The following is a 12,974-nucleotide window of genomic DNA, read 5'->3' as shown; positions in this document are numbered from 1 at the left end:
CCGGTCGGTAACCTCCGGCCCTGTGCCCGACCTCCACACCGCAGCCACCGCCCGCTCCCGGAGCACCGGCGGAACCGCGCACGACGGCGGGCCGGGTGGCGTGGTCGGCGACCGGACGGGGACGGGTGACGTGGCGGGTCCGCTCGAGTCGCTGCCGGAGCGCCCCTCGCAGGTGCGCCCGGTCGACGTCGCGCTGCTCGGGCGGCTCGCCGGTGCCGAGCTGAACCCGCGCACCGCGGGCAGCGGCCCCGGCCCCCTGCTCGACCCCGCCGCCGGGCCGCACACCGTCACCGGCGCGACCCTGCGGGCGGGCTCGGTGCGCCCCGGCGACCTGTTCGCGGCGCTGCCCGGCGCCCGGGCGCACGGCGCCGACTTCGCCGCGCAGGCCATCGCCGCCGGCGCCGGCGCGATCCTCACCGACGCCGCCGGCGCGGACCGCGCCGAGATCCGGCACTCCCGGCTCCCGGTGCTGGTGCACCCGAACCCGCGCGAGGTCCTCGGGCCGGTCTCGGCCGCCGTCTACGGCGAGCCCACCGCCCGGCTTCGGGTGCTCGGGGTGACCGGCACCTCGGGCAAGACGACCGTCGCGCACCTGCTGGAGACGGGCCTGACCGCCGCCGGGCGGGCCACCGGCCTGCTCGGCACCGTCCGGACCCGGGTGCAGGTCCCCGGCAGCCCGGCCAGGGCGCTCCCCAGCGCGTTCACCACCCCCGAGGCGCCGGACCTGCAGGCGCTGTTCGCGGTCATGGTCGAGGCCGGCGTGACCGACGTGGCCATGGAGGTCTCCAGCCACGCGCTCGAGCTCGGCCGGGTCGGCGGCTCCCGGTTCACCGCAGGGGCCTTCACCAACCTGTCCCAGGACCACCTGGACTTCCACCCCACGATGACCGACTACTTCGAGGCCAAGGCCCGGCTGTTCGGCGGTGGCGGGGCGGGGGTGGAGGCCGCGCGGCACGCGGTCGTCTGCGTCGACGACGAGTGGGGCCGCCGGCTGGCGGCCCGCCACCGCGACGCGGTCACCGTCTCCTCCGAACCGCGCGGCCCGCACGCCACCTGGACGGTCCGCGACCTCACCGCCCACCCCGACGGCACCCAGACCTTCACCGCGGTCGGCCCCGGCGGGCTCGCCGTGCCGGTCACGCTGAGCCTGCCCGGCCGCTACAACGTCGCGAACGCGCTCGTCGCGCTGGCCGTGCTCGACGCCGACGGGATCGCCCCGGAGACGGCCGCGGCCGGGTTCGCCCGGGCATCGGTGCCGGGTCGGATGCAGCGCGTCGACGCCGGTCAGCCCTGGCTGGGCGTCGTCGACTACGCGCACAAGCCCGCCGCCGTCGCCGCCCTGCTCGACGCGCTGCGCCGCCAGGTCCGCCCGCACGCGCGGGTGATCACCGTGCTCGGCTGCGGCGGGGACCGCGACACCGGCAAGCGCCCGCTGATGGGCGCCGCCGCCGCGATCCGGTCCGACGTGCTCGTCGTGACCGACGACAACCCCCGCAGCGAGGACCCCGGCGCGATCCGCCGCGCGATGCTCGACGGCGCGTTCGCCGAGCCCGCCCGCGGCGACGTCATCGAGATCGGCGACCGGCGCAGCGCGATCGTCTACGCGGTCCGCTCCGCCCGCCCCGGCGACGCCGTGGTGGTCGCCGGGAAGGGCCACGAGGCGGGCCAGGAGATCAACGGCGTCAAGTACCCGTTCGACGACACCGACGAGCTGGTGGCGGCGATCCGGGCGGCGACGTGACGCGCCGCGGGACACCACGGCGGGCCGTGCCGGCACCCGGCACGGCCCGCGCACGGGCAGGAGGACGGATCGGACCGGTGGAGGCGAGCGGGCGATGATCGAGATGACGCCGGCGGAGATCGCGGCCGTGACCGGCGGGCGCTTGCACCGCATCGACGACGAGACCGCCGCCGCACCGGTCACCGCCGTCGAGTTCGACTCCCGGAGGATCGGGCCGGGCGGGCTGTTCCTGGCGCTGCCGGGGGAGCGGGCCGACGGCCACGACTTCGCCGCGCAGGCCGTCACCCGCGGGGCGACCGCGGTGCTGGCGGGCCGCGAGGTCGACGCCCCGGCGATCGTCGTGCCGCCGGTCGAGGGGCGCGACAGCCAGACCTACCTCGGTGCGGTCGACCCCGACGGGACCGGCGCCGCCGTCCTGGCCGGGCTCGGCCGCCTCTCCCGGCACGTGCTGGGCGCCCTGCCGGGGCTCGCCGTCGTCGGCGTGACCGGATCGGCGGGCAAGACCTCCACCAAGGACCTGCTGTCCGCGGTGCTGTCCCCGCTGGGGCCGACCGTCGCGCCGCCGGAGTCGTTCAACAACGAGCTCGGCACGCCGTACACCGCGCTGCGCGCCGACGCGGGCACCCGCAACCTCGTGCTGGAGTTCTCCGCCCGCGGGATCGGCCACATCGCCGCGCTGTGCGCGATCGCGCCACCGCGGATCGGGGTCGTGCTCAACGTCGGCTCCGCCCACCTCGGCGAGTTCGGGTCCCGCGCCGCGATCGCCACGGCCAAGGGCGAGCTGGTCGAGGCGCTGCCCCCGGGCGACCTGCCCGGCGGGCGGGGCGGCGTCGCCGTCCTCAACGCCGACGACGAGCTGGTCTCCGCCATGGCGTCCCGCACCTCCGCCCGGGTCGTCACCTTCGGACGCGCCGCGGACGCGCACGTGCGGGCCACCGACGTCGCCCTGACCTCGGGTCGGGCGTCGTTCCGGCTGGTCACCCCGGCCGGGTCGGCCGACGTCGCGCTGCGGCTGGTGGGGGAGCACCAGGTCTCCAACGCCCTCGCCGCCGCCGCGGTCGCCCTGGAGCTGGGCGGCACCCCGGACGGGATCGCGGCGGCGCTGTCCGCGGCGTCGCCGGCGTCGCGCTGGCGGATGGAGGTCACCGACCGCGCCGACGGGGTGACCGTCGTCAACGACGCCTACAACGCCAACCCCGAGTCCGTCCGCGCCGCGATCGACGCGCTCGGGCAGATCGCCGGTCCGGACCGCCGGGCCTGGGCGGCGCTCGGCCCGATGGCCGAGATCGGGGACGACGCGGCCGCCGAGCACGCCGGGGTCGCGGAGTACGCACGCGCCGCCGGGGCCCTGGTGGTCGCCGTCGGGGCGCCCGACTACGGGCCCGGCGCCGAGCACGTCGCCGACCTGCCCGCCGCCCTGACCCTGCTGCGGGAGCGGACCCGGCCCGGCGACGTCGTGCTGGTCAAGGCCTCCCGCAGCGCCGGGCTGGAGCGGCTCGCTGCCGGCCTGCTGACGACCGAAGGACCGGTGTACCGGTGAGAGGCCTGTTCCTGGCCGCGGGCCTGGCGCTCGCGGTGTCGATCCTGCTCACCCCGTACCTGATCCGCTTCTTCGCGCGGCAGGGCTTCGGGCAGGAGATCCGCGAGGAAGGCCCGCAGAGCCACCAGTCCAAGCGCGGTACGCCGACGATGGGCGGCGTGGCGATCCTGCTCGCCATCTGGGTCGGCTACCTGGGCTCGCACGCGTTCACCCGGGAGCCGATCACCGCCTCGGCGCTGCTGGTGCTGTTCCTGACCACCGCGCTGGGCGTCGTCGGGTTCCTCGACGACTACCTGAAGCTGCGCCGCAAGCGGAACCTCGGCCTCAACAAGACCTCGAAGATCGTCGGCCAGGTGCTGACCGCCTCGATCTTCGGCATCCTCGCCGTGCGTTTCGTCAACGAGCGCAACCTGGCCCCGGCCTCGGAGAGCCTGTCGTTCGTCCGCGACATCACGGTGCTGAGCTTCGGCGTCGTCGGGTTCGTGCTGCTGTGCAACCTGATCGTCGCCGCCTGGTCGAACGCGGTGAACCTCACCGACGGTCTCGACGGCCTCGCCGCGGGCACCGCCGCGATGGTGCTCGGCACCTACGTGATCATCGCGTTCTGGCAGTTCCGCAACAACTGCGCGATCGCCGCGACGGCCGGCTGCTACGAGGTCCGCGACCCGCTCGACGTCGGCCTGGTCGCCGCCGCCGCGATGGGCGGCTGCATCGGGTTCCTGTGGTGGAACGCCGCGCCGGCCCGCATCTTCATGGGCGACACCGGCTCGCTGGCGCTCGGCGGCCTGCTCGCCGGCCTGTCCATGGTGACCCGCACCGAGCTGCTGCTCGTCGTCATCGGCGGCGTGTTCGTCGTCGAGGCGCTGTCGGTGTCGCTGCAGATCATCGTGTTCCGCACCTCGCGGCGGCGGCTGTTCCGGATGGCGCCCTTCCACCACCACTTCGAGCTGGCCGGATGGGCCGAGACGACGGTCATCATCCGGTTCTGGCTGCTCGCCGCGATCTGCGCGGCGATGGGGCTGGGCATCTTCTACTCCGAGTGGTTGTCCATGTCGGGTTCCGGATGAGCGGCCCGTTCGGCGGGGGACCCGTCCTGGTCGCGGGGGCCGGTGTCTCCGGTCTCGCGGCCGCGTCGGCCCTGGTGGACGCGGGCAGCAGGGTGCTGCTGTCCGACGACCGGGAGGAGGCGCTGGCCTCGTTGCCCGACGGCGTCGAGCCGTGGCGCGGCGGCGGGATCCCCGAGGGGGTCCGTACGGTCGTCACCTCGCCGGGGCGACGCCCCGACCACCCGCTGGTCGCCGAGGCCGCCGGGCTCGGTGTCGAGGTGATCGGGGAGCCGGAGCTGGCCTGGCGGCTCGGCGCCCTGCGCGACACGCCGCCGTCCTGGCTGGTGGTGACCGGCACCAACGGCAAGACCACCACCACCGAGATGCTCGCCGCGATCCTCGCGCGCGCCGGGGTGGACGCCGTCGCCTGCGGCAACATCGGCCACCCGGTGGTCACCGCGGTCGCCGCGGGCCACGCGGTGCTCGCCGTCGAGCTGTCGAGCTTCCAGCTGCACTGGTCGCCGTCGGTGCGCCCGGCCGCGGGCGTGGTGCTCAACGTGGCCGAGGACCACCTGGACTGGCACGGCGGGATGGACGCCTACGCCGCGGCGAAGGCCCGCGCACTGGTCGGTGACGTCGCCGTCGGCGGGGTCGACGACGCCGTCGCGGCCCGGCTGCTGGCACGGGCCCCGGCTCCGCGCCGGGTCGGGATCACGCTGTCCGCCCCCGGGCCGGACCAGCTCGGCGTCGCCGACGGGGTGCTGACCGACCGCGCGTTCGGCGGCGGGGAGCTGCTCGCGGCCGACGCCGTCGTCCCTCCGGGGCCGCCCGGGATCACCGACGCGCTCGCCGCGGCCGCGCTGGCCCGCGCGCACGGTGTCGACCCGACCCACATCGGCGCGGCCCTGGCGGCGTTCACCCCCGGCCCGCACCGCAGCGCCCCGGTGGGCGAGCACGCCGGTGTCACCTACCTCGACGACTCGAAGGCGACCAACCCGCACGCCGCCGGGGCCGCGCTGGCCGCCGTCGCCGCCCGCCGGCCCGGCGCCCGCGCGGTCTGGGTGGTCGGCGGGCTGCTCAAGGGGGTGGACCCGGCCGAGTTCGGCCTGCTCGCCGCCGCGCACGCCGAGCGGCTGGCCGGGATCGTCGTGATCGGGACGGATCGGACACCGATCGTCGAGGCACTGACGCGACACGCGCCCGGCCTCCCGGTGCACGAGGTCGCGCCGGGACACGATGGCCCGATGGCGCCCTCCGACCTGCAGGACCCGATGCCGGCCGCGGTCCGCCGCGCGTCCGGCCTGGCCCGCCCCGGCGACGTCGTGCTGCTCGCCCCGGCCGCCGCCTCGATGGACCAGTTCCGCGACTACGCCCACCGCGGCGACGCGTTCGCCGCGGCCGTCGCCGATCTGGCCGCCGCCGGGGTGTCCCGGTGAGCCCGGCGGCGCCGGACCGCACGCTCGGCCAGGTCGCCGTCACCGGCGCCAGCGGGGCCGTGCGGCGGCTGCGGCGCTGGCTGCGCCGGCCGCTGACCTCGCTGCACCTGATCCTCGGCGTCTTCGGGCTGCTGACCCTGTTCGGGCTGGTGATGGTGCTGTCGGCGTCGTCGGTCGGCGACGGCTCGTCGTACTCGGTGTTCACCCGCCAGCTGATGTTCTGCGGGGTCGGGCTCGTGCTGTTCTACGTGGGGCTGCGTGTGCCGCCGCGACGCCTGCGGGCCGCGGCACCGGTGCTGCTGATCATCGGGCTGGTCGCGCTGGTCCTGGTGCTGATCCCGGGGATCGGCGCGCTGCGTGGGGGTGCCCGGTCGTGGTTCGCGTTCGGCCCGGTGTCGCTGCAGCCGTCGGAGGGCACGAAGATCGCGCTGACGCTGTGGGGCGCGCACGTGCTGGCCGCCCGCCGCGCGGTGATGCACCGCTGGAAGCACGCGCTGAACCCGGTCGTGCCGGTGACGCTGGTGATCTTCACGCTGCTCGTGCTGGAGCCCGACCTGGGCATGACGATCTCGGTCGGGATCATCATGCTCGCGCTGCTGTACTTCGGCGGTGCCCCGGTGAAGCTGCTCGCGCTGATCGCGGGCGGCGGCCTGGCCGGTGCGGTGATCCTCGGGCTGACCGCCGGCTACCGGGCCAGTCGGATCACGGCGTTCCTGTCGCCGTCGGCGGACCCGCTGGGTCCGGCGTACCAGGCGACGCAGGCGCTGTACGCGCTCGCCGACGGCGGCCTGTTCGGCGTCGGGCTCGGCCAGGGCCGGGCGAAGTGGGACTACCTGCCCAACGCCCACAACGACTTCATCTTCGCGATCATCGGGGAGGAGCTGGGGCTGGTCGGGGCGGGAGCGGTGCTCGCACTGTTCGCGACGCTGGCCTACACCGGCATGCGGATCGCCGCCCGCAACACCGACCCGTGGCTGCGGATCGTCGTCGCGACGTCGACGGCGGGCCTGGTCGTCCAGGCATCGATCAACATCGGGTACGTCGTGGGACTGCTGCCGGTGACCGGGCTGCAGCTCCCGCTGATCTCCTCCGGCGGTACCTCGCTGGTGGTGACCATGTTCCTGTTCGGGCTGCTCACGAACGCGGCCCGGCACGAACCGGAGGCGGTCGCCGCGCTCCGGAAGGACGGGCAGGGGCGGCTGGCGAAGCTGCTGCGCCTGCCGTTGCCGCAGCCCTACCGCGCACCGGTCCCGGTGTCGCGGTGGGCGGCGCGTTAGGGCGCTCCCACCCCGGGTGGAAGCGGACACGACGGACGACGCAAGGGGCACGAGAGCGTGACGGGTACGGATCAGACCGGCGGGAACGACGGCACCGGCTCGGGCCGGGAGCCCGGCCGGCGTCCGACCATGGGCGGCCGTGCTCCCGGGCCCCACGAGGTCCGGCCGGACGGTGTGGTCTTCGGCGGGCCCGACGGAGCGGGTGGCACGGGTGGGCGCCCGGCCTGGCCTGCGGAGACCCCGTCGGGTTCCGACCTGTTCAGCGCCCCCGCGCAACCCCCGTCGGCACAGCCCCCCTCGTCGCCGCAGCCCCCCTCGGGACTGCCCTCCGCGGAGCCGGGGGAGCCGCAGGGCGCGCGTGGGCCGCAGCGGCTGCCCGGGACCGGGTGGGACCCGCACGCGCAGTCCCGGCGCCCGGGTGCCCGCCCGCTGAACGGGAGTGGGTCGCAGGGCACGAACGGCGTCGCGCACGGCGACCGCGGTGCGGCACGGCCGGTGGGCGGCGCCGCGCACGAGGAGCCCCGGCCGGACGGCACCGACCGCCACGAGGCCCCGCCCACCGGTGCTCCGCGCAACGACGGCCCCTCCAACGGCGTTCCGCGCAACGGCGCCCCGGGCAACGGCGCTCCGCAGAACGGCGACCCGGGCAACGGCGCTCCGCAGAACGGCGACCCGAGCAAGGGGGCCCCGCTGAACGGGGCCCCGCGCAACGGGGCTCCGCGCGGCGCTGCCGGGGGCGGGGACCAGGGCGCCCCGCAGGGCCCGAACGCCGTGACCGGCGGCCAGGACGGCGCCCCGGACGGTGGGCCGCGCGGCCGCAACGGTGCCCCGCGTTCCGACGACGCCGGAGGGCAGCCGGGTGGCCTGCCGCGTCGTCGGCCCGGGCGACCGGTGCCCCCCGCGGCGATGCCGGCGCGACCCGGTGCGGCCGACGACCTGTTCACCCCGCGCGCGAGCACCGGACGCGGTGGATCGGCGCCGGCGGACCGCGGCCCGGCGGACGGCGCGGATCCGACCCGGTCCGGCGACCCGGTGAACGGCGTGCCGCGCACCGGCCCGGCGCAGGACGGCCCCGCCGCCGGTCCGGGACCCGAGGTCCCCGGCGGGTCCGCGACGGACACCGGCCCCACCGTCGCCACGCCGCACACCACGGTCCCGCAGGGCGCCGGTGCGGAGGGCACCGGAACGAACGGTGCCGTGCCGAACGGTGCCGTGCCGAACGGGGCTGCGCCGAACGGCACCGGCCCGGACACGGCCGACGCGTCCGGACCCGACGCCGGGACCGGCCCGCAGCGGCCCGTCGCCGACGCCCGGGGTGAGCAGGCGGCCCCCGACGAACCGCCGACCGTCGCGCAGGCCGCCGGTGACACCGCAGGGCTCCCGGCCGCCGCCTCGGCGGACGGGTCGTCGGGAACCGGTCGGCAGCAGGCCCGGCCCCCGTCGGCTCCGCAGCAGCGCCCGGGCCGGCCCGACGAGCGCGAGCACGCCGGCGTCACCGCCACCGGTCCGCAGAGCGGGCCCGAGCCGGGCGCCCTGTCGGCGACCGGCCCCCGCGGTCCGGTCCCGCCGCACGGCCGGTTCGCCCCCGGCCCGTACGCGCCCGGCCGTCCCGGCGTCGGCCCGCAGGGCCCCGGCCCGGTCCCCGGCGGACCCGGCCCGCAGCAGTTCGGGCGCCCCGGCCCGACCGGCCCGAACGCCCTGACCGGCACCGGTTCGCACCACCCCCACGCACCCGGCAGGCAGGGCCCCGGCCCGGCCCCGGGACAGCAGGGACCCGGTCCGGCCCCGGGACAGCAGGGCCCCGGCCGCCCGGCGCCCGGGTTCGCGGGCCCCGGACGACCGGGTCCCGCGGGGACCGGCCCGTTCCGCCCGGGCGGGTTCGGCTCGGCAGGTCCCGGCGCCCCCGGCCAGTACGGCCCCGGTGGACGGGGTGCCCCCGGTCAGTACGGCCCCGGCGCTCCCGGTCGGCCGGGCCCCGGCGCGCCCGGGCAGCAGGGCCCGGGTGCCCCGCAGAACCCCCAGGATCCCGGCGCCCCGCAGCCCCAGGGCTTCCAGGGACCCGGTCCCCAGCCGACCGGTCCCCAGCCGACCGGTCCGCAGCCGACCGGCCCGCAGCAGAGCCCGCAGGTCGAGGGTGTGCAGGGACCCGGCGTGCCCGGACCCACGGCCCCCGACGCGACCCGCACCGGCGGCCCCGCCACCACGCGTCCCGCCGGGGAGCAGGCACCGGGCCCGGTGTCGGGCGGCCTGTCGGTCGTCGTCGCCGGGGGTGGCTCGGCCGGGCACATCGAGCCCGCGCTGGCCGTCGCCGACGCGATCCGCCGGCTCGTCCCGGGGGCCCGGATCACCGCGCTCGGCACCGAGAAGGGCCTCGACACCCAGCTGATCCCGGCCCGCGGCTACCCGCTCGAGCTGATCCCGCCGGTGCCGCTGCCCCGCAAGCCCACCGCCGACCTGCTCAAGCTCCCCGGCAACGTCCGCGGTGCGGTGAAGCGGGTCCGGGAGGTGCTGGAGGCGGCCGAGGCCGACGTCGTCGTCGGGTTCGGCGGGTTCGTCTCGCTGCCCGCCTACCTGGGCGCCCGCGGCCGGGTGCCGATCGTCGTGCACGAGGCCAACGCCCGCGCCGGGCTCGCGAACAAGGTCGGTGCGCGGTTCGCCTCCGCCGTCTGCGTCGCGGTGCCCGGTACCGGCCTCGCGAACGAGGAGGTGGTCGGGATGCCGCTGCGCCGCTCGATCACCACCCTGGACCGGGCGTCGCTGCGGCCGGAGGCCCGGACGTACTTCAACCTGCCGCCGCACGGCCCGGTGCTGCTGGTCTTCGGCGGCTCCCAGGGCTCCCGGACGCTCAACGAGGCGGTCGCCGCCTCGCTGCCGGCGTTCACCGAGCGCGGCATCTCGGTGCTGCACGCGTACGGGAAGGGCGGCACTCCCGCCGACCCGCGGCCCGGCTACGTGCCGGTGCCCTACATCGAGCGGATGGACCTCGCCTACGCCGCCGCGGACGTCGTCCTGGGCCGCTCGGGCATGACCACCGTCGCCGAGCTGACCGCCGTCGGGCTGCCCGCGGTGTACGTACCGCTGCCGCACGGCAACGGCGAGCAGGCGCTCAACGCCCGTCCGGTCGTCGAGGCCGGGGGTGGCAAGCTCGTGCAGGACGAGGACATGAACGGCGACCGCGCGATCGACGAACTGATGCCGATGCTCACCGACCCCGACCTGGCCCTGGCCATGGGCCGACGCGCCCGCGCCGCCGGGCACGGCGAGGCCGACGAGAAGATCGCCCGCATCGTCCTCGAGGTGGCGGGCCGGTGAGCGTGCTCTCCGACCACGTCCACCTCATCGGGATCGGCGGCGCCGGGATGAGCGGGATCGCGCGGATCCTGCTCGCCCGCGGGGCCATGGTCTCCGGGTCCGACGCGCGGGACTCGCGCACGGTCACGGCGCTGCGTGCGCTCGGTGCCCGCGTCGAGACCGGGCACGACGCAGCCCACCTGCGGCACGACGGCGAGGCCCCGCCGACCGTGGTCGTCTCCACCGCCATCCGGGAGACCAACCCGGAGCTGGCCGCCGCCCGCGAGCGCGGCTACGACGTCGTCCACCGGGCGGTCGCACTGGCCGCGCTCACCGAGGGACGGCGGCTGGTCGCCGTCGCCGGGACGCACGGCAAGACCTCGACGACGTCGATGGTCACCGTCGCCCTGCAGCACGCCGGGGCCGACCCGTCGTTCGCGATCGGCGGCGACCTGTCGGTGTCCGGGTCGGGCGCACACCACGGCAGCGGCGACGTGTTCGTCGTCGAGGCCGACGAGAGCGACGGCTCGTTCACCGCGTTCGCCCCGTCGGTCGCGATCGTCACCAACGTCGAGCCCGACCACCTCGACCACCACGGCGACGAGGCCGCCTACCGGGCCGTGTTCGAGCGGTTCCTGGAGCGGCTCGTCCCCGGCGCCACCCTGGTCGCCTGCGCCGACGACCCCGGGTCGGAGGCCGTGGCCGTGCGGGCGGAGCAGGCCGGCGTCACCGTGCTGCGCTACGGCCGCACCGCGACCGGCCGCCACGACGCCCGGCTGATCGAGTTCACCCCGGACGGCACCGGCTGCCGCGCCCGGTTCCGCACCGGCGACGCCGAGCACGAGCTCACCCTCGGCGTCCCGGGTGAGCACATGGTCCTCAACGCGCTCGGTGCCTTGCTCGCCGGCCGCGCCGTCGGGGCCGACCCCGCCGTGCTGCTGGAGGGGCTCGCCGGGTTCGGTGGGGTGCAGCGCCGGTTCGAGTTCAAGGGCCGCGCCCGCGGCGTGTCGGTCTACGACGACTACGCCCACCACCCCACCGAGGTCGCCGCCACCCTGCGCGCCGCCCGCGAGGCCGCACCGGTCCGGAACGGGCGGCGCGGCCGCGTCCTGGTCGTGTTCCAGCCGCACCTGTACTCCCGCACCCGGCTGTTCGCCGCCGAGTTCGGCGCGTCGCTGTCGCTGGCGGACGAGGTGATGGTGCTCGACGTCTACGGTGCCCGGGAGGATCCCGAACCCGGGGTCGGTCCGGCGCTCATCACCGACGCGGTGACGTTGCCGGCCGAGCGGGTGCACCGTGCCCCCTCGTGGGAGCGGGCACCCGCGGCGATCGCCGCGCTCGCGACCGACGGAGACGTCGTGATCACCATGGGCGCCGGTGACGTCACCGCGCTCGGGCCGGAGATCCTGCGGGAGCTCGCCGGCGAGGGGTGAGCGCGCGGGCAGCAGCGCCACACCAGCGCCACGGCAGTGGGACAGCGGCGGCAGACCGGCGGCAGACCGGCGGCACAGCGGGGGCACGATGAGCAGCGACGAGCAGGACACCGGCGACGACCGGGCCCGGGACGGTGCCCGCTCGTCGGGCCGCCGTGACCCGGACCGGGAACGGCGCGCCGCCGAGCGTGCCCGCCGCATCCGCGAGCGCCGTGCCGCCGAACGCCGCGCCGGACGCCGTGGCACCGCCGGGACCCCCGCCGACACCGACGATCACACTGCCGCGGCCGACCACGCTGCCGCCGCCGACCACACCGCCGCCGACGCCGACGACGGGGCGACCGACGACGGGGCGGCCGGCACCGACCGGGCCGGGACGGCGGGCCGGGGGAGGGGACGCGGCGCGGCCGCCGCCGTCCGGGAGCGCACGGCGGCCCGTGCGGCCGAACGGTCGCGCAGCCGCGACCCCCGCTACCGGCGCCGCCGCCTCGTCGCCCTGCTGGCCACCGCCGCCGTCGTGCTCCTCGGGGTGTCCGCGGCCGGCTGGTGGGCGCTGGGGCGGTACGGCCCGCCGGTGGCCACCGTGCGGGTCGACGGCACCCGCCAGATCCCGGTCCGCGACGTCGAGGACGCCGCCGGCGACCAGACCGGGGTCCCGCTCGCGGCGGTGGACACCGACGGCGTCGCCGCCCGGGTGTCGGCCATCCCGGGCGTCGCCGCGGTGGAGGTCGACCGGTCCTGGCCGGACACCCTGGTGGTGGTCGTGACCGAACGCACTCCGGCCGCGGTGCTCGACACACCGGACGGACCGAAGCTCGTCGACGTCACCGGGTTCGTCTACCGCGACGCCCCGCCGGACGTGCGGCTGCCCCGGCTGCAGCTGCCGCGCATCGCCCCGGACGACCCCGCCACCCTCGCCGCGGTCGGCGTCCTGCAGGCGCTCCCGGTCCCGGTCCGCGACCAGGTCCAGACGCTGTCGCTCGGCGGGGGCGGTTCCACCTTCGAGCTGGGGCTCACCGAGGACCGGCGGGTCCTGTGGGGCCCGTGGGCGGACACCGGGCAGACCGCCGCCCGGGCCCGGGTCCTCGGGCCGGTGCTGCAGCGCCCGGGCGCCGTCTACGACGTCTCCAGCCCGTCGCTGGTCACCGTCCGGCAACGCTGAGCACCCGCCCGCTGCAGCGGGTGACCGGACGACGACCCTGCGCGTTTC

8 protein-coding genes are annotated in these 12,974 nt (G+C 77.2%); all 8 read left to right on the top strand.

Features of this window, described 5'->3' with window-relative positions; all coding sequences use genetic code 11:
- Positions 1-130: 130 nt before the first annotated feature.
- The 8 genes from Ae331Ps2_RS27840 (at position 131) to Ae331Ps2_RS27805 (ending at position 12,926) form a co-directional block, all read left to right on the top strand.
- A complete protein-coding gene (locus Ae331Ps2_RS27840) occupies positions 131-1,741 on the top strand; it encodes a UDP-N-acetylmuramoyl-L-alanyl-D-glutamate--2,6-diaminopimelate ligase (RefSeq protein ID WP_060714742.1) in 1,611 nt (536 codons plus the stop codon).
- A gap of 94 nt (positions 1,742-1,835) precedes the next feature.
- Positions 1,836-3,281 carry a UDP-N-acetylmuramoyl-tripeptide--D-alanyl-D-alanine ligase gene (gene murF / locus Ae331Ps2_RS27835; RefSeq protein ID WP_075305629.1) on the top strand — a complete coding sequence of 482 codons (1,446 nt, stop codon included), beginning with the start codon at positions 1,836-1,838 and terminating at the stop codon, positions 3,279-3,281.
- Positions 3,278-4,348: a phospho-N-acetylmuramoyl-pentapeptide-transferase gene (gene mraY / locus Ae331Ps2_RS27830; RefSeq protein ID WP_020627574.1), complete on the top strand. Its 1,071-nt coding sequence runs from the start codon at positions 3,278-3,280 to the stop codon at positions 4,346-4,348. Before murF ends, mraY begins: the two co-directional genes overlap by 4 nt.
- Positions 4,345-5,763 (top strand): UDP-N-acetylmuramoyl-L-alanine--D-glutamate ligase, encoded by a 1,419-nt coding sequence (murD, locus tag Ae331Ps2_RS27825; RefSeq protein WP_075305630.1) that lies wholly within the window; start codon positions 4,345-4,347, stop codon positions 5,761-5,763. The genes mraY and murD overlap by 4 nt, the downstream gene beginning before the upstream one ends.
- Positions 5,760-7,040 (top strand): putative lipid II flippase FtsW, encoded by a 1,281-nt coding sequence (gene ftsW, locus Ae331Ps2_RS27820; RefSeq protein ID WP_043277720.1) that lies wholly within the window; start codon positions 5,760-5,762, stop codon positions 7,038-7,040. The genes murD and ftsW overlap by 4 nt, the downstream gene beginning before the upstream one ends.
- 2,235 nt (positions 7,041-9,275) lie before the next feature.
- The gene (locus tag Ae331Ps2_RS33680) at positions 9,276-10,352 is read left to right on the top strand and encodes a glycosyltransferase (RefSeq protein WP_051050412.1); all 1,077 of its coding nucleotides are present in this window, start codon (positions 9,276-9,278) and stop codon (positions 10,350-10,352) included.
- On the top strand, positions 10,349-11,764 hold the full coding sequence (gene murC, locus Ae331Ps2_RS27810; RefSeq protein ID WP_075305631.1) for a UDP-N-acetylmuramate--L-alanine ligase: 1,416 nt from the start codon (positions 10,349-10,351) through the stop codon (positions 11,762-11,764). Before Ae331Ps2_RS33680 ends, murC begins: the two co-directional genes overlap by 4 nt.
- Positions 11,765-11,852: 88 nt before the next feature.
- On the top strand, positions 11,853-12,926 hold the full coding sequence (locus Ae331Ps2_RS27805) for a cell division protein FtsQ/DivIB (protein WP_075305632.1): 1,074 nt from the start codon (positions 11,853-11,855) through the stop codon (positions 12,924-12,926).
- Positions 12,927-12,974: the final 48 nt, after the last annotated feature.

Source organism: Pseudonocardia sp. Ae331_Ps2, assembly GCF_001932405.1.
In the GTDB taxonomy this organism is placed as follows: Bacteria; Actinomycetota; Actinomycetes; order Mycobacteriales; family Pseudonocardiaceae; genus Pseudonocardia.
This window is presented reverse-complemented; position numbering and strand designations above follow the sequence as displayed.